The organism is Frigoribacterium sp. RIT-PI-h (assembly GCF_001297205.1).
GTDB lineage: Bacteria > Actinomycetota > Actinomycetes > Actinomycetales > Microbacteriaceae > Frigoribacterium.
Genome location: NZ_LHOZ01000031.1, coordinates 1 through 18,296 on the forward strand (window position 1 = coordinate 1; position 18,296 = coordinate 18,296).

General features: G+C 71.1%; 17 protein-coding genes. 13 read left to right on the forward strand and 4 right to left on the reverse strand.

The features are described 5' to 3' along the window. Positions 1–133: 133 nt before the first annotated feature. Genes AEQ27_RS02220 through AEQ27_RS02230 form a run of 3 tightly spaced genes read left to right on the forward strand, consistent with a single transcriptional unit; the run spans position 134 to position 2,808 of the window. Positions 134–595, forward strand: coding sequence for a hypothetical protein (locus AEQ27_RS02220; protein ID WP_054145205.1), 462 nt, complete (start codon positions 134–136; stop codon positions 593–595). A 37-nt stretch (positions 596–632) separates the two neighbouring features. Continuing rightward, complete coding sequence (gene ettA, locus AEQ27_RS02225) at positions 633–2,318, forward strand: energy-dependent translational throttle protein EttA (RefSeq protein ID WP_054145206.1); 1,686 nt, start codon at positions 633–635, stop codon at positions 2,316–2,318. A 16-nt stretch (positions 2,319–2,334) separates the two neighbouring features. After that, on the forward strand, positions 2,335–2,808 hold the full coding sequence (locus AEQ27_RS02230) for a thioesterase family protein (protein ID WP_054145207.1): 474 nt from the start codon (positions 2,335–2,337) through the stop codon (positions 2,806–2,808). Between the two features lie 27 nt (positions 2,809–2,835). On the opposite strand, the gene AEQ27_RS02235 is transcribed toward AEQ27_RS02230, so the two are convergent. After that, complete coding sequence (locus tag AEQ27_RS02235; protein WP_054145208.1) at positions 2,836–3,705, reverse strand: acyl-CoA thioesterase II; 870 nt, start codon at positions 3,703–3,705, stop codon at positions 2,836–2,838. A gap of 21 nt (positions 3,706–3,726) precedes the next feature. Here AEQ27_RS02235 and AEQ27_RS02240 point away from each other — a divergent pair, with 21 nt between their 5' ends. Further along, positions 3,727–4,398, forward strand: a complete 672-nt coding sequence (locus AEQ27_RS02240; RefSeq protein WP_054145209.1) for a hypothetical protein — start codon at positions 3,727–3,729, stop codon at positions 4,396–4,398. Between the two features lie 51 nt (positions 4,399–4,449). Here AEQ27_RS02240 and AEQ27_RS02245 read toward each other — a convergent pair whose 3' ends face one another. From AEQ27_RS02245 to pepN, 3 genes are all read right to left on the reverse strand, one after another. Beyond that, positions 4,450–4,869, reverse strand: coding sequence for a globin (locus AEQ27_RS02245; RefSeq protein WP_054145218.1), 420 nt, complete (start codon positions 4,867–4,869; stop codon positions 4,450–4,452). 62 nt (positions 4,870–4,931) lie between these two features. After that, positions 4,932–5,933, reverse strand: a complete 1,002-nt coding sequence (locus AEQ27_RS02250) for a mechanosensitive ion channel family protein (protein ID WP_054145210.1) — start codon at positions 5,931–5,933, stop codon at positions 4,932–4,934. A 128-nt stretch (positions 5,934–6,061) separates the two neighbouring features. Further along, entirely contained in the window at positions 6,062–8,602 is a 2,541-nt protein-coding gene (pepN, locus tag AEQ27_RS02255) for an aminopeptidase N (RefSeq protein ID WP_054145211.1), read from the reverse strand. A 91-nt stretch (positions 8,603–8,693) separates the two neighbouring features. Between pepN and AEQ27_RS02260 the strand changes: the two genes are divergently transcribed. The 9 genes from AEQ27_RS02260 to AEQ27_RS02300 all read left to right on the forward strand — a co-directional run. Then, complete coding sequence (locus AEQ27_RS02260) at positions 8,694–9,320, forward strand: DsbA family protein (RefSeq protein ID WP_054145212.1); 627 nt, start codon at positions 8,694–8,696, stop codon at positions 9,318–9,320. Between the two features lie 90 nt (positions 9,321–9,410). Beyond that, positions 9,411–9,896: a ribose-5-phosphate isomerase gene (locus AEQ27_RS02265; RefSeq protein WP_054145219.1), complete on the forward strand. Its 486-nt coding sequence runs from the start codon at positions 9,411–9,413 to the stop codon at positions 9,894–9,896. Between the two features lie 107 nt (positions 9,897–10,003). Continuing rightward, positions 10,004–10,978, forward strand: coding sequence for an Fpg/Nei family DNA glycosylase (locus AEQ27_RS02270; RefSeq protein WP_054145213.1), 975 nt, complete (start codon positions 10,004–10,006; stop codon positions 10,976–10,978). 68 nt (positions 10,979–11,046) lie between these two features. Beyond that, entirely contained in the window at positions 11,047–11,670 is a 624-nt protein-coding gene (locus AEQ27_RS02275; RefSeq protein WP_054145214.1) for an FMN-binding negative transcriptional regulator, read from the forward strand. Further along, entirely contained in the window at positions 11,667–13,175 is a 1,509-nt protein-coding gene (locus tag AEQ27_RS02280) for an amidohydrolase (RefSeq protein WP_054145215.1), read from the forward strand. The genes AEQ27_RS02275 and AEQ27_RS02280 overlap by 4 nt, the downstream gene beginning before the upstream one ends. A gap of 180 nt (positions 13,176–13,355) precedes the next feature. After that, positions 13,356–14,951, forward strand: a complete 1,596-nt coding sequence (locus tag AEQ27_RS02285) for an ABC transporter substrate-binding protein (protein ID WP_054145216.1) — start codon at positions 13,356–13,358, stop codon at positions 14,949–14,951. Next, positions 14,948–16,390 (forward strand): M14 family zinc carboxypeptidase, encoded by a 1,443-nt coding sequence (locus AEQ27_RS02290; protein ID WP_235450948.1) that lies wholly within the window; start codon positions 14,948–14,950, stop codon positions 16,388–16,390. Before AEQ27_RS02285 ends, AEQ27_RS02290 begins: the two co-directional genes overlap by 4 nt. Then, the gene (locus AEQ27_RS02295; RefSeq protein ID WP_054145217.1) at positions 16,387–17,313 is read left to right on the forward strand and encodes an ABC transporter permease; all 927 of its coding nucleotides are present in this window, start codon (positions 16,387–16,389) and stop codon (positions 17,311–17,313) included. The genes AEQ27_RS02290 and AEQ27_RS02295 overlap by 4 nt, the downstream gene beginning before the upstream one ends. Then, positions 17,310–18,296: ABC transporter permease (locus tag AEQ27_RS02300; protein WP_082383171.1), on the forward strand; the 987-nt coding region annotated here is incomplete at its 3' end. The genes AEQ27_RS02295 and AEQ27_RS02300, both read left to right, overlap by 4 nt.

Consider the following 18,296-nt stretch of genomic DNA (forward strand, 5'->3'; position numbering starts at 1 on the left):
GAACGGCGCCAGCACCTCGCCGGCGCCGTTCTGACCACCCGGGCGCTCCCGTGCTCCCGGCCCGCGGGTCGGCACGCCGTAGACTCGACACGGCTCGCCGCCCCGCCGCCCCCCCCCGCGACGAAGGGCACCTGTGACCGGTTCGAGACCCCCACGCGGCCTGGCGCTCGCCGCGATCCTGCTGGCCGTGGTGGTCCCCCTCGCGGGCTGCACGTCGTCACCCGAGCCGGCGCCGACGACGCCGCCCACGGCGACGTCGACGGGCGCTCCGGCGTTCTCGTCCGAGTCCACGGCGGCCGAGGCGCTGGCCCACTTCGACGAGGTGAACGCCGCGACCGTCGCGGCGAACGCCCGCCCGGGCGGGCGTGCGGTCGTCGACGCGCTGGTGGCCGCGGGCTTCGACAAGTCGACGATGCAGGTCACCGCCGACACGACCTCGATCGGCCGCGACGCCGACAGTGTGCAGTTCTCGGTGCTCTGGGGCCAGGACTGCCTGATCGGGCAGGTCTCCGGTGCGGGGTACTCGAGCCAGACGGCGCCGGTGCTCGGCACGGGCGCCTGCCTCGTGGGGTCGACCCGAGCCATCGACTGGTGACGTCGGGGGCGGGGCCCCGCCCGATAGACTCGCTGCCATGGCCGAATACATTTACTCGATGGTGCGCGCCCGCAAGGCGGTCGGCGACAAGCTGATCCTCGACGACGTCACCATGTCGTTCATCCCGGGGGCGAAGATCGGTGTCGTGGGGCCGAACGGCGCCGGCAAGTCGACAATCCTCAAGATCATGGCGGGCCTCGACACCCCCAGCAACGGCGAGGCGAAGCTCAGCCCCGGCTACTCGGTCGGCATCCTGATGCAAGAGCCCGAACTCGACGAGACCAAGACCGTCCTCGAGAACGTCCAAGAGGGCGTGGGGCCGATCAAGCAGAAGCTCGACCGCTTCAACGAGGTCTCGGCCGCCATGGCCGAGCCCGACGCCGACTTCGACGCGTTGCTCGCCGAGATGGGCACCCTGCAAGAAGAGATCGACGCCGCCGACGCGTGGGACCTCGACTCCCAGCTCGAGCAGGCCATGTCGGCCCTGCGCACGCCTCCGGGCGACCTCGAGGTCGCGAACCTCTCCGGTGGTGAGAAGCGCCGCGTGGCGCTGTGCAAGCTCCTGCTGCAGAAGCCCGACCTCCTGCTGCTCGACGAGCCCACCAACCACCTCGACGCCGAGAGCGTGCTCTGGCTCGAGCAGCACCTGAGCAAGTACCCCGGCGCCGTGCTCGCCGTGACCCACGACCGGTACTTCCTCGACCACGTCGCCGAGTGGATCGCCGAGGTCGACCGCGGCCGCCTCTACCCCTACGAGGGCAACTACTCGACCTACCTCGAGAAGAAGGGCGAGCGCCTCCAGGTCCAGGGCAAGAAGGACGCCAAGCTCGCCAAGCGCCTCGCCTCCGAGCTCGAATGGGTCCGCAGCAACGCCAAGGGCCGCCAGGCCAAGTCGAAGGCACGTCTGGCGCGCTACGAAGAGATGGCGAACGAGGCCGAGCGCACGCGCACCTTGGACTTCGAAGAGATCGTGATCCCCGTGGGCCCGCGCCTCGGCTCGCAGGTCATCGACGCCAAGAAGCTGCACAAGGCGTTCGGTGAGCGGGTGCTCATCGACGACCTGTCGTTCACCCTGCCTCGCAACGGCATCGTCGGCGTCATCGGCCCGAACGGCGTCGGCAAGACGACCCTCTTCAAGACCGTCGTCGGCCTCGAGCCGCTCGACGGCGGCGAGCTGAAGGTCGGCGAGACGGTCGACATCTCGTACGTCGACCAGAGCCGTGGCGGCATCGACCCGAACAAGAACCTGTGGGAGGTCGTGTCCGAGGGGCACGACTACATCCAGGTCGGCAAGACCGAGATCCCGTCGCGCGCCTACGTGTCGCAGTTCGGCTTCAAGGGCCCCGACCAGCAGAAGAAGGCCGGCGTGCTGTCCGGTGGTGAGCGCAACCGCCTCAACCTGGCGCTGACCCTCAAGCAGGGCGGCAACCTGCTGCTGCTCGACGAGCCCACCAACGACCTCGACGTCGAGACCCTGGGCAGCCTCGAGAACGCGCTGCTCGAGTTCCCCGGTTGTGCCGTCGTCATCACACACGACCGGTGGTTCCTCGACCGCATCGCGACGCACATCCTCTCGTGGGAGGGCCTGAACGAGGACGGCACCCCCAACTGGTACTGGTTCGAGGGCAACTTCGAGGCGTACGAGGAGAACAAGATCGAGCGCCTCGGTGCCGACGCGGCGAAGCCGAGTTCGGCCACGTACCGCAAGCTCACGCGCGACTGACCGGCACCGCACCGTCATGACCCGCCTGCACGTGCCGACCCGAGTCCGCTGGAGCGATCTCGACGGGTACCGACACGTGAACAACGCGTCGATGCTGCGCCTCCTCGAGGAGGCGCGCATCGACGCGTTCTGGTCGGCCGACGGGGCGATCGACGAGCGGTCGTCGGCCGCCGTACTCGACGGCAGTCCGAACGCCACCACGATGACGCTCATCGCCCGGCAAGAGCTCGAGTACCTGATCCCCATCCCGTACCTGCGGGCCCCGCTCGACGTCCAGATCTGGGTCGGACGTCTCGGCGGAGCGAGCCTCGAGGTCTGCTACGAGGTCTGGTCGCCCGAGGGCGTCGAGCCCCGGCAGCTGTTCACGAAGGCCGCCACCACGATCGTGCTCGTCGACTCGGCGACCGACCAGCCACGACGCATCTCCGACGTCGAGCGTGCCGCCTGGTCACCGTTCGTCGAAGAGCCCCTGGCCTTCCGTCGGCGGTGACCCGGCGCTGAACCGGCGCGAGTCGGATCAGCCTCGCGGCACCCGCACCATGCCCTCTTGCGCGACGCTCGCCACGAGCGTGCCCTCGCGGTCGTAGATGCGCCCGAGCGAGAGCCCGCGGCCACCGACCGCGTTGGGGCTCTCTTGCACGTAGAGCAGCCACTCGTCGACTCGGGCGGGGCGGTGCCACCACATGGCGTGGTCGAGGCTCGCGACCTTGAGTCCGGGGGTGACGAACGCGACGCCGTGACGCCGGTAGATGGGTTCGAGCAGGGTGTAGTCGCTGGCGTAGAGCAGGGCGGCGCGGTGCAGATCGGCGTCGTCGGGCAGCGGGCCCGTCGCCTTGAGCCAGACGGCCTGGTGGGCGACGTGGTCGCCCTCGACGCTGAAGAACACGGGCGAGGGCACGTGACGCATGTCGAACGGGCGCCGCGCCCAGGACTGGGCGACGGGGTTGTCGACGGCCGACAGCAGCTCGGCGTCGCTCGGGACGTCCTCGGGGTCGGGCAGCCCGGTGGGCATGGCGACCTGGTGGTCGAGCCCCTCGTCGGGGGTCTGGAAGGACGCGATCATCGAGAAGATCGGCACGCCGTCCTGCGAGGCCTGGGTGCGGCGGGTCGCGAACGAGCGGCCGTCGTGGATGCGGTCGACCGTGAAGGTGATGGGGATCGTGAGGTCGCCGGGACGCAGGAAGTACGAGTGCAGCGAATGGACGTCGCGTCCGCCCCCGACGGTGCGCTGGGCGGCGACGAGGGCCTGGGCGGCGACCTGTCCGCCGAACACGCGACCGAGCGGCTCGGGCTGTGACCCCCCGGTGAAGACGTCCTGCCCGCCGACGTTGCCCGCCGGCGAGAGGTCGAGGGGGGACAGCAGGCTCTGCAGCGGATCGACGGTCACCCGATGTAGTTTAGGGGGCCGATGAACGACGCATTCACCCTCCCCGACTCCCTGTCCCTCAGCGATCTCGCGACCTATCTCGGGCGTGCCGGCCGGGTGGAGGACGGTTCGGTCCGGCTCATCGCCGGCTCGGGCGTCCTCGCCGTCTACGTCGCCGTCTTCTACCCGATGGGGCTGCTCGACTCGAGCCCCACCGTGCTCGGACTCCGCACCTTCCAACTCGACGACCGTCCCGAGTTCGACGCCGTGGTGCCGGTCCGGTCGCTGAAAGAGCGCCTCGTGCGCCTGCAGAACGACGTCGTCGACCCGACCGCGCCGGTCACCGTGTCCGTGCCGGCCACGGTGAACACGGTGACCTGGGCAGCCATCTCGCCGCCTCGCGGCGGCTGGGCACGGCTCGGCCCGATCGAGGCCGATCGCCTCCGCTCGACGGCCGAGGCAGGAATCGCCCGTGTCGCCGAGGCGATCCCCACGGGCACCGGCGAGCAGATCGTCCACCGGGTGCGGGCCGACGTGTGGTCGGCCCCCGTCGAAGGCGCCGAGGGGGTCCCGGCCGGCGCCGGCTTCGGTGCGCTCAGCCTGGGCTTCCTCGACGGCGAGGACGAGGTCGCCGTCTTCGAGACCGGCACCTGGACGCGCCTCACGACTCCCAAGGGCCACGTCCTCGTGAAACGGCGGTCGTCCCTGCTCTGACGAGCGGTCCGATGCCGAACCGTCCGAGACGAGCGGTCCGTCGGCGAGCGGTCAGCGCTCGAACGTGTTGACCATGGCCTGGGCGGCGCGGTCGAGGTAGCCCCAGAGCATCGCGTCGTCGAGGGGCGCGAGTTCCAGGTCGTCGACGGCCACCCGCATGTGCTGCAGCCAGTGGTCGCGTGCCTCGGGCGTCACCCGGAACGGCATGTGCCGCATGCGCAGGCGGGGATGCCCACGCTCCTGGCTGTAGGTGGTGGGTCCGCCCCAGTACTGCTCGAGGAACCCCGTCAAGCGCTGGATCGCCCCTTCGAGATCCGACTCGGGGTACATCGGCCAGAGCACGTCGTCGGTCCGGACGCCCTCGTAGAAGCGGCGGACCAGCTTCTCGAAGGTCGGCCGCCCGCCGATCTGCTGCCAGAAGTTGCCCTGGGCGGCGTCGTCACCGAGACCCCGCCGGACGGTGACCGGCACGGCCGACGGCGGGGGAGCCGCGGGCTGGTCGGTGGACGGGCGCGGCGTCAGCGGGAGGTCGCTCACTTGCGCTTGCTCCGCGGCACATGGGGCGTGGGCACCGTACGCGGCGCCCGGGCGCCCTGGACCGAGGAGGCGCTGTCGAAACCGGTCAGGACGACGCTCGTCAACGAGGGCAGCACGATGTCCATGGCGTCCAGGGTCTTCTTGAGACGTGAGCGCAGTTCGCGGTCGACGTTGTCGCGATCGGAGGACCGGGTCTTGGCGACGATGCGGATCACCACGTGCTCCTCGGCGATCGACTGGATGCCCCAGACCTCGGGTTGGTCGATGATGGCGCGTCGCCACTTCGGGATCGCGGCGAGCTCGGTGGCCGTATTGAGCATGGCGTCCTGCACCTGGTCGACGTCGGCCGAGTACGGCACGGCGAGGTCGATGACCACGCGCGTCCAGCCCTGGGACATGTTGCCCACCCGCAGGATCTCGCCGTTGCGCACGAACCACAGCACGCCGTTGACGTCACGCACCTGGGTGACCCTGATGCCCACCGCCTCGACCACGCCGGCGGCGGGTCCGACGTCGACGACGTCGCCCACGCCGAGCTGGTCCTCGGCGACCATGAAGATGCCGTTCAGCATGTCCTTGACGATGTTCTGGGCGCCGAAGGCGAGACCCGCCCCCACGACCCCGGCCGCGCTGACGATGGCGACGGCGTTGAAGTTGAGTTCGCCGAGGATCAAGACGAGCGCGATGCCTGCGACGACGACCGTGACCACGTTGTTCAGCACGCTGCCGAGGGTGCGAGTGCGCTGCACGACCCGGACCGCCTGGAGCGGCGAAGCCATGAGGGCCTGCGTGTCGTCGACGTTCTGCTTCCGCTTGATGCCGTTCACGACCTGGTCCACGACCCGACGGATGGTGAAGTGCAGGGCGACGCGCAACAACACCGCGACGAGCAGGATCGCGACGATCCGGATGGGGACGCGCCACATCGTCCAGAACGCGTCCCAGTCGAAGGCGATCGGGGCGGCGGGGTCGGTGGCAGCTGCGAGGAGGAGGTCCATATGAGCGACAAGTCAAGCACGCCGCCGCAACCCCACCCGAGAGGCGCCTGGACGCCGGAACGGCGGGCCCTGTGAGAGGGCCCGCCGTCCGGGGCGATCATCGGGCCGTCGGGCGGCCCGGGTCGTGACTACTGCTGGTCGACCGCCTGCACCCGCAGGGCCCGCTCGACGCCCGCGACGCTCTCGCTCACGATGCGGCGCAGGGCCGGCGTCTCGGGGTTCGCCTCGAGCCACGCGTACGACGCGTCGACGAGCGCCTGATCGGCGAGGCCGGCCGGGTAGAGCCCCGAGACGAGGGGGTCGGCGATGTGGTAGCTGCGCGACTCCCAGATGCCGGTGAGCGACGAGAAGTAGCGCTCGACGAGCGGCTGCAGGATCGCCGGGTCGTTCGTGTGCTGGAACCCGAGGGTCGTCGCGCGGACGATGGCGTTGGGCTGCTCGGCGCTGTCGACGACCGACGCGAAGGCGGCGAGCTTGCCCTCGGTGGTCGCGATCGTCGCACGGGCCCGTGCGGCCGCCTGGGCGCCGTTCGCCGTGTTGTCCTCGGCGAGGGCGGCGTCGATCTCGGCCTCGCCGGCGCCGCCGACGAGCACGAGGCCCTCGAGCAGCTGCCAGCGCAGGTCGGTGTCGACGGTGAGGCCCTCGAGGGCGCGAGACCCGTCGAGCAGACCGGCCAGCGCCTCCTCGTGCTCATCGGTCGACGCGATCGCGGCGAAGAAGGTGACGAACTGGAACTGGGCGTCCGACCCGGCCTCGGCGCCCTGGGCCAGGGCCCAGAGACCGTCGCCGACCTCGGTGATCGTGGAGGCGCGGCGTGCGGGGGCGACGTAGCTGCGGGCGGTCTGCAGCAGCTGCGAGAGCGTGGTGCGGATCGTCGTCGACTCGGTCTCGGTCGCGATGTTGTCGAGCACGAGCCGCACGTAGTCGGAGGCCGAGGTCTCGGCGTCGCGCGTCGCGTCCCAGACCGAGCCCCAGACGAGGGCGCGGGCCAGAGGGTTCGAGATCTTCGACAGGTGCGCGATCGCGGTCGCGAGCGACACCTCGTCGAGGCGGATCTTCGCGTAGGCGAGGTCGTCGTCGTTGATCAGCACGAGGTCGCCGCGGTTCAGGCCGACCAGTTCGGGCACCTCGGTGCGGGTGCCGTCGACGTCGATCTCGACGCGGTCGGTGCGCACCAGCGCGTCGCCCTGCAGGGCGTAGAGGCCGATGGCGAGGCGGTGCGGCCGGATGGTGGGGTGGTCGGCGGGCGCCTCTTGCAGCACGGCGAACGAGGTGATCACGCCGTCCTCGTCCACCTCGAGCTCGGGACGCAACGTGTTGACACCCGCGGTCTCGAGCCAGAGCTTCGACCAGCTGGTCAGCTCGCGGCCCGAGGTCGCCTCGAGCTCGACGAGCAGGTCGCTCAGCTCGGTGTTCGAGTGGTGGTGCTTCTTGAAGTACGCGGCGACGCCGGCGTAGAAGGCGTCGATGCCGACCCAGGCGACGAGCTGCTTGAGGACCGACCCGCCCTTGGCGTAGGTGATGCCGTCGAAGTTGACCTGGACGTCCTCGAGGTCGGTGATCGTGGCGACGACGGGGTGGGTCGACGGCAGCTGGTCCTGGCGGTAGGCCCAGCTCTTCTCCATCGCCTGGAAGGTGGTCCAGGCCTCGGTCCACTCGGTCGCCTCGGCGGTCGAGATGGTCGAGGCCCACTCGGCGAACGACTCGTTCAGCCAGAGGTCGTTCCACCACTTCATCGTGACGAGGTCGCCGAACCACATGTGGGCGAGCTCGTGCAGGATCGTGACGACGCGGCGTTCCTTGATGGCGTCGGTCACCTTGCTGCGGAAGACGTAGGTCTCGACGAAGGTGACGGCACCCGCGTTCTCCATGGCGCCGGCGTTGAACTCCGGCACGAAGAGCTGGTCGTACTTCTCGAAGGGGTACGCGTAGTCGAACTTGTCCTCGTAGTAGGCGAAGCCCTGACGGGTCTTCTCGAAGATGTAGTCGGCGTCGAGGTACTCCGTGAGCGAGCGACGCGTGAAGATGCCCAGCGGGATCGTGCGGCCGTCGGAGCTGGTGAGGTCGCTGCGGACGACGTCGTACGGGCCGGCGATGATCGCCGTGACGTAGCTCGAGAGCACGGGCGTGGGCGAGAACGTCCAGGTGCCGGTCTCGCCGTCGACGACGGGTTCGGGGGTGGTCTGGTTGCTGACGACCTGCCAGCGTGCGGGCGCGGTGACCGTGAACTGGAACGTCGCCTTGAGGTCGGGCTGCTCGAAGACCGCGAAGACGCGGCGGCTGTCGGGCACCTCGAACTGCGAGTAGAGGTAGACCTCGCCGTCGACCGGGTCGACGAAGCGGTGAAGGCCCTCGCCGGTGTTGGTGTACTCGGCGTCGGCGACGACCTCGAGCACGTTGTCGGCGGCCAGCTCGGCGAGCTGGATGCGGACGCCGTCGGAGACCGCGTCGACGTCGAGCGCGGCACCGTTGAGGGTCACCGAGTGCACGGTGCGGGTGAGCGCGTCGATGAAGGTCGACGCGCCGGGGGTGGCGGTGAAGCGCACGGTGGTCGAGCTGCCGAACACCTCGTCGCCGCGGGTCAGGTCGAGGGCGATCTCGTACGACTGGACGTCGACGACGTTCTTGCGCTCTTGCGCCTCGACGCGGGTGAGGTTCTCTCCGGGCACGCTGGCTCCATCCGTCTGGGGGGTGAGGGGGGACTCGTGGTCCGCTGAAAGCCTAGACCGGCTGTACGACACCGGGGTGTTGACTGAGGGCATGACCGACACCCCCGTCCCCGCGCCCCACACCGTCGTCGACTTCTGGTTCGACCCCTCGTGCCCCTGGGCCTGGATGACCAGTCGCTGGGTCGACGAGGTCGCGCGGCACCGCGACCTCGACGTCACCTTCCACGTCATGAGCCTCGCGGTGCTGAACGAGGACGCCGACGTCAGCGACGAGTACAGGGCGAACTTCGCCCGCATGCTGCGCTACACGCGTCTCGTCACGGCCGCGGGCGAGCTCCACGGTCAGCAGATCGTCAAGCCGCTGTACGACGCCCTCGGCACCCGCATCCACCACGAGGGCGAGGAGGACGGCGACGTCGTGATCGCCGGGGCCGTGGCCGAGGTCGGGCTGCCCGCCGACTTCGCGCGGTACGCCGACGGAGACGAGTTCGACGAGCAGATGCGCGCCAGCCACTTCGACGGCATCGGCCGCGTCGGCCAGGACGTCGGCACACCCGTCATCGCCGTCGACGGCGTGGCCTTCTTCGGCCCCGTCATCTCGCCCGCACCCAAGGGCGACGAGGCCGTCCGCCTCTGGGACGGCGTGGTCGCCGTGGCGTCGTACCCCGGGTTCTTCGAGATCAAGCGCTCCCGCACGGTCGGGCCGATCTTCGACTGAGGACCCGCGCCTCCTCGGGCCCCGACGGCGGACCACGAGGAGGCGCGGTGCCGGTCGGCCCCGTCGTGGCCCGGTTCTAGGATGGTCACCATGCGCATCCACGTGGCGACCGATCACGCCGGCCTCGACTTCAGCACGACCGTCATCCAGCACCTCACCGACGCGGGCCACGACGTGACCGACCACGGTCCGACGAGTTACGAGCCGCTCGACGACTACCCGTCGTTCTGCATCGCGGCGGCGCGGGCGACCGTGCGTGACCAGCGTGCCGGCCACGAGGCGCTCGGCGTCGTCTTCGGCGGCTCGGGCAACGGCGAGCAGATCGCCGCGAACAAGGGCGAGGGGGTCCGGGCGGCCCTGGTCTGGAACGACTCGACCGCGAAGCTCGCCCGTCAGCACAACGACGCGAACGTCATCGCCATCGGTGCGCGTCAGCACACCGAGGCCGAGGCGCTCGCCTTCATCGACGCGTTCGTCGCCGAGCCGTTCAGCCACGACGAACGCCACGTGCGCCGCATCGCGCAGGTCGGCGAGTACGAGACCACGGGCGCCATCGCCGGTCACCCGGTCGACTGACGACGTAACGTCGAGAGCGGCGAGACCCCGATCGGGGCCTCGCCGCCCCGTCGTCTCCGCCGTCACGCGCGAGACCGTCACCCCCGACCACCGAGCGAGGGGCCGCCGTGCCCGAGGGCCATTCCGTCCCCCGCATCGCCAACCAGTTCGAGCAGAGCTTCGTCGGCCACCGCGTCGAGCTGAGCTCGCCCCAGGGGCGGTTCGCCGACGGGGCGACCCGGCTCGACGGCGCCACGATGGTCGACGCGAAGGCCGTCGGCAAGCAGATGTTCCTCGAGTTCGACAACGGGCTCTGGCTGCACGTGCACCTCGGGCTCTACGGCGCCTGGGACTTCGCCGGTGACATCGCCACGGGCCACTCGATGGCCGAGTCGCGCACGCGCCGGGCAGCGACCCGCAAGGCCGAGAACGCTCCCGACGACGACGGCGAGGACTCGATGGCCAGCATCGGTGCCCCTCGCAGGACGCGCGTGCGCATGGCCGAGCAGGAGAAGACCGAGGACGACATCGAGTCGTTCCCGCCCGAGCCCGTCGGTCAGGTCCGCGTGCGCCTGCTGACCGACACCGCCGTCGGCGACCTCCGTGGCCCGACGAAGTGCGAGGTCCTCGACGCGGCCGGGGTCGACCTGGCGATCTCGAAGCTCGGCCCCGACCCCCTGGTCGACTCGCCCAAGAAGGGCAGCGACCGCTTCGTCACGACCGTCCGCAAGAAGCGCACCCCGATCGGTCTGCTGCTGATGGACCAGAGCGTCGTCAGCGGCATCGGCAACATCTACCGCGCCGAGCTGCTGTTCCGCGCCCGGCTCGACCCGCACACGCCCGGCAACCAGGTGCCCGAGGACGTGCTGCGCGCCCTCTACAAGGACTGGACGAAGTTGCTGAAGAGCGGCGTCGAGCTCGGCCAGATGATGACCATGGACGGCCTCACCAAGGCCCAGCACGCCAAGGCGCTGCGCAGCCGGGCCGACCGACACTGGGTCTACCACCGCGAGGGCCTGCCCTGCCGGGTCTGCGGGACGAACATCGTGATGGAGATGGCCGCGGGCCGCAAGCTCTACTGGTGCCCGACCGACCAGGTCTGACCGGCCTGCCGTGTTACGTCCGTGTCACAGCTTTCAACCGCGACTGAAACCTGTGCCAGGGTGACACCATGCGGCACACCCCCACGTTCGTCCTGTCCGACGTCGACGAGGTCAAGCGGTTGATCCGCGAGAACCCCTGGGCCACGATCGTGTCCCACACGGCCGCGGGACTCGTGGCGTCGCACTACCCGGTCGTGCTCGAGCAAGACGACGCCGACCCCGATGCCATCGTGATCGTCAGCCACGTCGGCCGTCCCGACGAGCGGTCGCACGAGCTCGGTGAGCACGAGGTCATGGTGATCGTCCAGGGCCCGCACGGCTACGTCTCACCGGGCTGGTACCCGGCCGAGCAGATCATCCCCACCTGGAATCACGTCACCGCGCATCTGTGGGGCACCCCCGAGATCCTCTCCGACGACGAGAACTTCCGCGTGCTGGGCGAGCTCGTCGACCACTTCGAGCGCGTCATGCCCGAGCCCTCGACCCTGACCCTCGACGACGAGGGCTCTCGACGGGTCGCGAAGGGCACCGTCGGCATCCGCCTGCGCGTCACCCGGTTCGACGCCCGCGCGAAGCTCAGCCAGAACAAGGCGCCCGAGGTCGTCGACCGCATCGTCGACGAGCTCGAGCACGGTGAGCACTACGCACAGCCCGCGCCCGCCGCCGAGATGCGCCGGGTTCGCGACCGATGACGGTCGGCGGCGGCACCCCGGCCGAGGAGGCGCGGCGCACGCTCCTGAGGGACGTCCGCCTCGTCGGCGGCGGGCCCGCCCCCGTGGACGTCCTGCTCGACGGCGGCCGCGTCGTCGCGCTCGCGTCCGGTCTCGCCCCCGACGGCGCCGAGGTGGTCGACCTCGACGGCCGCTGGCTCGCCCCGGGCCTCTGGGACTCCCACGTCCACATGGACCAGTGGGCGCTGGTGCGCCGTCGGCTCGACCTGTCGCGGGCGCGGTCCGCCGCCGAGGCGGCCTCGATCGTGGGGGAGCGCTTGCGCGACGAGCCGGTCGAGGCGGGTGGCACCCTCGTCGGCTACGGCTTCCAGGACGCGCTCTGGCCCGACGCCCCGAGCCGTGCGCTGCTCGACTCGGTGGCGGGCGACGTGGCGGTCGTCCTGGTCAGCAACGACCTCCACTCCGTCTGGCTCGACTCGTCCGCCCTGGCCCGTCACGGTCACGCCGACCACCCGACCGGTCTGCTGCGCGAGCAGCCGGCCTTCGACGTCAGCGCCGCCGTGAGCGTCGTCCCGGACGAGCAGCTCGACCGGTGGGTGGCCGAGGCCGTCGACGCGGCTGCCGCGCGGGGGGTCGTCGGCGTCGTCGACCTCGAGATGACGCTGTCGCTCGACCGCTGGAGCCGCCGCGTGGCCGGCGGGACCCGCGGACTGCGCATCCGACCCGGGGTCTACCCGCGCGACCTCGACGCCGTCGTCGCCCGCGGGCTGCGCACCGGCGACGAGATCCCGGGCACCGACGGCCTCGTCACCATGGGGCCGTTCAAGATCATCACCGACGGCTCCCTCGGCACCCGCACCGCGTGGTGCCACGACCCGTACCCCGGGCTCGAGGGCGACCCCGCGGCCCGGGGGGTGCGCATCTACGAGACCGAGGAGCTCGTCGGGTGGCTGCGCCGCGCCTCCTCGGCGGGGTTCGTGCCGGCCGTGCACGCGATCGGCGACGCCGCGAACGCCCAGGCGCTCGACGCCCTCGAGAAGGTCGGCTGCGGCGGCAGCATCGAGCACGCGCAGTTGCTCGACGCGCGCGACGTCGACCGGTTCGCGCGCCTCGGCATCGTGGCCAGCGTGCAGCCCGAGCACGCCATGGACGACCGTGACGTGGCCGACCGGCTCTGGGCCGGCCGGACCGACCGCGCGTACCCGTTCGAGAGCCTCGTCGCCGCGGGGGTGACCCTCAGGCTCGGGTCGGATGCGCCGGTGGCCCCGCTCGACCCCTGGGTGGCGATGGCGGCGGCGATCTCGCGGTCGCGCGACGGACGCGAGCCGTGGCACCCCGAGCAACGCGTGGTCGCCTCGGCGGCGCTCGCGGCCTCCACGGGCGGCCGGGCGAGGGTGGAGGTCGACTCCGTCGCCGATCTCGTCGTCACCGAGGCCGACCCGCTCACCGCGACCGACGACGTCCTGCGCGCCCTCCCCGTCGCGGGCACGCTGCTGGCCGGGCGGTGGACCCACCGGACCCCCTGACCATCGGCCCGGGTGTTTCCCCGATGTTTCGTGGCCATGAAGGTTTCAAAAACTAGTGAAACTTCTGACGCCCAAGTCTTCCGCCGGGCGGCCACCCCTCCCTAGCGTGGCGTCACACCGTCTCGTCACGGCATCGGAGTGCACCACCCGACCCGCCCCGCCCCGGGCGCTGGAGGACACATGAGAGCCACCCGTACGACCCTCGTCACCGCCGCCGCCACCGTCGTGGCCCTCACCCTCGGGGGCTGTGCCGCCGGAGGCGACAGCTCGTCCGCCGACGCGGGCGGCACCTTCGTCTACGCGACGGGAGAGCCGGACCACCTGACCCCCGGGCGTCAGACCGTCGCCTTCACCCAGGTCATGAGCCTGTTCGCCCCGCTCGTCTCGGTCGACGCGGACAACGCGATCACCTACGTCCAGGCCGAATCGGTCGAGTCCGACGACAACGTGACCTGGACCATCACCCTGCGCGACGGCTGGACCTTCCAGGACGGCAGCCCCGTCACCGCCACGAGCTACGTCGACGCGTGGAACTACACGGCCGACGCCGCCAACGCGTTCGAGAACAGCGGCCAGCTCGCCGGCATCGTCGGCTACACCGACCTCAACCCCGCCGAGGGCGAGCCCACCGCGAGCACCATGAGCGGCCTCACCGTCGTCGACGACACGACCTTCACGGTCGAGCTGACGCACGCCGACAGCCAGTTCCCCCTGCAGATCAGCCAGGCCCAGACCGGCTTCTACCCGATGCCCGAGTCGGCGTACGACGACATGGACGCGTACGACCGCGAGCCCGTCGGCAACGGCCCGTTCGAGATGACCGAGCCCTGGGTGGACGACGCCGAGTTCACGGTCGAGAAGTACGCCGACTACCAGGGCGACGACGCCGCCCAGGTCGACAGCATCACCTACCGCAGCTACAGCGACCAGAACACCGCGTACACCGACGTGCTCGCGGGCAACGCCGACGTGCTGTTCCTCCCTGCATCCAAGATGACCTCGGCCGAGGCCGACTTCGGCGACCGGCTGTACTCGTTCGACGCCCCGGGCATCGACTACCTCGGCTTCCCGCTGACCGACGAGCGCTACTCGGACGTCCGCGTGCGACAGGCCATCTCGATGTCGATCGACCGCGACGCCGTGAACACCGCCATCTACGGCGGCCTCTACGAGCCGGCCACGGCCTTCACCCCGTCCGCCATGACGGGCACGCCGGACGGCCTCTGCGGCGAGTACTGCGAGTTCGACCCCGATGCGGCGAAGGCCCTGTTGGCCGAGGCCGGGGGCTTCGACGGCCCCATGGAGATCGTCTACCCCGGCGGCAGCGGCGTCGACTCGCTCTTCGAGGCCTACGCGAACCAGATCCGCCAGAACCTCGGCATCGACGACGTCGTGGCCAAGCCGAGCACCGACTGGGCCGAGTACTCCCAGGGGCTCGTCGCCCGCACCCCGGCCGGCCCGCACTTCGGCCACTGGGGCGCCCTCTACGTCAGCCAGCAGAACACGCTGCGGTCGCTGTTCACCGAGGCCGGCGGCTGCCACGACTGCACCTGGTACAGCTCGCCCGACGTCGACGCCCTGCTCGACGCGGCCGACCAGGCCGCGACGCCCGAGGCCGCGACCGACGCGTACCGGGCCGTGCAGGAGCGGGTGCTCGAGGACTTCCCGGTCGCGCCCACCTTCTCCGACAAGTACTCGTACGTGACCAGCGAGAAGATCGCGACGCTGCCGCAGGCCGCGGGCAGCCCGATCGTGCAGGGGATCACCCTGAAGTGACGATCCACGACCGCGTCACCCGCGCCTCCTCCTCCGCCGTCCTCGGCTCGACGGACGACATCGTCCGTCGGGCCGGGGCGGTACCCCCGCTCGACGGCTTCCCCACCCTCGACGACCTGGGGCGCCTCTCCGCCCGCCTCGGGCGCGAGGCCCCCGGCCCCGTCTCGGGCGGGCGGGTGGCGAGGGGCCGCCTGGGCGAGCCGATCCTGATGTACTCCGTCGGCTCGGGCTCGCGCGACCACCTCATCGTCGGCGGTGTCCACCCCAACGAGCCCATCGGGTCGTGGACGGCGATCCACCTCGCCGAGACGCTCTGCGCCGACGACGAGCTGCGGACGGCGCTCGACGCCACCTGGCACATCGTGCCGAGCATCGACCCCGACGGCGGCCGCCTCAACGAGGGCTGGTTCGCCGACCCGGGCGACCGGGGCCACTACGCACGGCGCTTCTACCGGCCGGCACCCGACGAGCAGGTCGAGTGGACCTTCCCGACCTCGTACAAGGACGCCTACTTCGACCGCGTGATGCCCGAGACGCTCGGGTTGATGCGCCTGATCGACGAGCTGCGGCCCGATCTCTACGTGAGCCTCCACAACGGCGAGATGGGCGGCGTCTACTACTACCTGAGCCGCCCCGTGCCCGAGTTGACCGAGGTGCTGCACGCGGTGCCCGCGTCGCTCGGGCTGCCGCTCGACACGGGCGAGCCCGAGTCGCCGTTCCTCGAGCGGTACGCGCCGGCGGTGTTCGGCACCGGCACGATCGCCGACGCCTACGACTACCTCGAGTCGCTCGGGGTGGACCCCACCCCCGAGATCGCCGGCTCGTCGTCGAGCGAGTACGCGAGCCGACACGGCACCCTCGGGGTCGTGGCCGAGCTGCCGTACTGGAAGCACCCCGACGCCGACGACGAGTCTCCGACCGACGAGTCGTACGCCGACCTCCTGCGGCGGACGGGCGGTGAGATGACCGCCACGGGGGAGGCGCCCGTTGACCTCCTCTCGCGGGCGGAGCCTCTCCTCACGTTCGAGTCGCCCTTCCTGCGGGCCTCACGCTCCTTCGTCCCGATGCTCGTCCGCATGGGGGCCGTCGACCGTGCACGGGCCGCGAGCCCGGAGTCCGCCCGTCCCGCCACCGTCGCCGAGCGCTTCTCCTGCGAGGACCTCGTGCACTGCTTCCGGCTGCGCTACGGCGGCATGCTCCTGCGTGCGGTCGAGGCCGAGGCGGTCGCCGGCACGGCGACGGCGCCCCTGCGTCGTCTGGTCGACGAGACCGCGGTGCTCTACGCCGCCTGGCAGGCCGAGGCCGCGGCCGTCGACCGGGCCGAGGTCATCCCGATCTCGAGCCTGGTAGGTGTCCAGTACGGCACCGTGCTGGCGGCCGCGGCCCACCTCGCGGCCGGGGGCGCCGCGGGGGGCGAAACCGGGTCGGCCCCGCGATGAAGGCCGTCCTCGCCGTGGTCGAGCGCGTCGGCGGCCTCGCCGTCGTCTTCGTCGGCGGGACCTTCGTGATCTACGTCATGGTCTTCGCCCGGCCCGGCGCCCGACCCGGGCGCCCGGCGGGGACCGGCCCTCAGCGACGGGGTCGCCCGCGCCCCGCGCCCGGGTCCCCCCCCGCCGAGCCGCTCTGGCAGCAGTACACCCGCTACATCGGCGGGCTCTCCCGGGGCGACGTCGGCACGGCCTTCCCCGGGCAGTCGGTCGCCGGCCAGATGGCCAGCCGGTGGCCGGTCACCGTCACGCTCGCCCTGTCGGCCTGGCTGCTCGAGATCGTCGTCGGCATCGGCCTCGGGGTGGTGTCCGCGCTGAAGCGCGGCACGCTGGTGGACCGGACCATCCTCGGCGGCACTATCGTCGCCAGCGCGATCCCGGTCTTCGTGGTGGGCGTGACGCTGCAGCTCGTCTTCGCTGTCCGGCTCGACTGGTTCCCCGTCGCCGGCGTGACGACCGGGTGGCCGACGGCCTACGTGTTGCCCGCGATCGTCATCGCGCTGTTCGGCCTGGCCTCGGTGTCACGCCTGACCCGCGCCTCCGTGCTCGAGAACCTGAGCTCGGACTACGTCCGGACGGCTCGGGCCAAGGGGCTCACGCCGCGTCGGGTCATCGGGGTGCACGTGATGCGCAACTCGTTGATCCCGACCGCGACCTTCCTCGCGACCGACCTCGGCTACCTGCTCGGCGGCACGGTCATCATCGAGGGCATCTTCAACCTGCCGGGCGTCGGCAACCTGCTCTTCGGGGCCATCCGAAGCCACGAGGGCGCCACGGTGGTCGGCATCTCGACCGCGCTGATCCTCGTCTTCCTCGTCACCAGCCTCCTGGTCGACGCGATCCATGCCCTGCTCGACCCGAGAGTGCGCCGATGACCGAGAGCTTCACCACCCCCGTCGCCCCGTCCCTCGCCGACGGTCGTCGTCACCCGTTGAGGCGTGCCGTCCGGCGTCCGGGGTTCTTCGTGCCGGCCGCCGTGATCGCCCTGCTGGCCCTGATCGCGATCTTCCCCGGTCCCTTCGCCGGCCTGTTCGGCCACGGCGACCCGCGCGCCTGCGACCTCAACCTCAGCGGCGCCGACCCGACGGGCGGGCACCCCTTCGGGTTCGACCTGCAGGGCTGCGACGTCTACGCCAACGTGATCCACGGCACCCGCGCCTCCTTGTCCGTCGGTCTGCTGACCACGGTGCTCTCGATGGTCGTGGCGATCGTCGTGGGCACGATCGCCGGCCTGTACGGCGGCATCGTCGACGCGGCCCTGTCGCGCCTGACCGACGTCTTCCTCGGCTTCCCCCTGCTGCTGGGCGCCGTCGTGGTGCTCACCAGCGCCGGCGAGCGGTCCGTGCTGACGGTCTCGCTGGTGCTGGCGCTGTTCGGCTGGCCGACGATGGCGCGCCTCGTCCGGGGCTCCGTGCGCTCGGTGCGGCAGGCGGACTTCGTCCTCGCCGCGCGCACCATGGGTCTCTCGACCTGGCGCATCGTGACGCGCTACGTGCTGCCGAGCTCGCTCTCGCCGGTCTTCGTCGTCGCGACCATCACGGTCGGCGGCGTGATCGTCGCCGAGAGCTCGCTGACCTATCTGGGCATCGGTCTCGAGGCGCCAGCCATCTCGTGGGGGCTGCAGCTCTCGAGCGCGTCGAGCCAGTTCCAGAACGCGCCGCACCTGCTCGTCTTCCCGGCGCTGTTCCTGGCCGTGACCGTGCTCAGCATCATCAGCCTCGGTGACACCCTGCGTGCCGCCCTCGACCCCCGCCGCCACGAGGCACACCCGCTCGAGGGGTACCAGCCGGTCGGCGGTCATCAGGGGCCCCATCGCCGGGGGGGCCCCGCGCACCAGGCCCGCTTGGCCGCCGCGCTC

Bases quoted from the DNA above. Each gene is read 5' to 3' on its own strand.
- ettA (WP_054145206.1), top strand. From the start codon at position 633: ATGGCCGAATACATTTACTCGATGGTGCGCGCCCGCAAGGCGGTCGGC.
- AEQ27_RS02230 (WP_054145207.1), top strand. From the start codon at position 2,335: ATGACCCGCCTGCACGTGCCGACCCGAGTCCGCTGGAGCGATCTCGAC.
- AEQ27_RS02240 (WP_054145209.1), top strand. From the start codon at position 3,727: ATGAACGACGCATTCACCCTCCCCGACTCCCTGTCCCTCAGCGATCTC.
- AEQ27_RS02250 (WP_054145210.1), bottom strand. From the start codon at position 5,933: ATGGACCTCCTCCTCGCAGCTGCCACCGACCCCGCCGCCCCGATCGCC.
- AEQ27_RS02260 (WP_054145212.1), top strand. From the start codon at position 8,694: ATGACCGACACCCCCGTCCCCGCGCCCCACACCGTCGTCGACTTCTGG.
- AEQ27_RS02265 (WP_054145219.1), top strand. From the start codon at position 9,411: ATGCGCATCCACGTGGCGACCGATCACGCCGGCCTCGACTTCAGCACG.
- AEQ27_RS02275 (WP_054145214.1), top strand. From the start codon at position 11,047: ATGCGGCACACCCCCACGTTCGTCCTGTCCGACGTCGACGAGGTCAAG.
- AEQ27_RS02280 (WP_054145215.1), top strand. From the start codon at position 11,667: ATGACGGTCGGCGGCGGCACCCCGGCCGAGGAGGCGCGGCGCACGCTC.
- AEQ27_RS02285 (WP_054145216.1), top strand. From the start codon at position 13,356: ATGAGAGCCACCCGTACGACCCTCGTCACCGCCGCCGCCACCGTCGTG.
- AEQ27_RS02295 (WP_054145217.1), top strand. From the start codon at position 16,387: ATGAAGGCCGTCCTCGCCGTGGTCGAGCGCGTCGGCGGCCTCGCCGTC.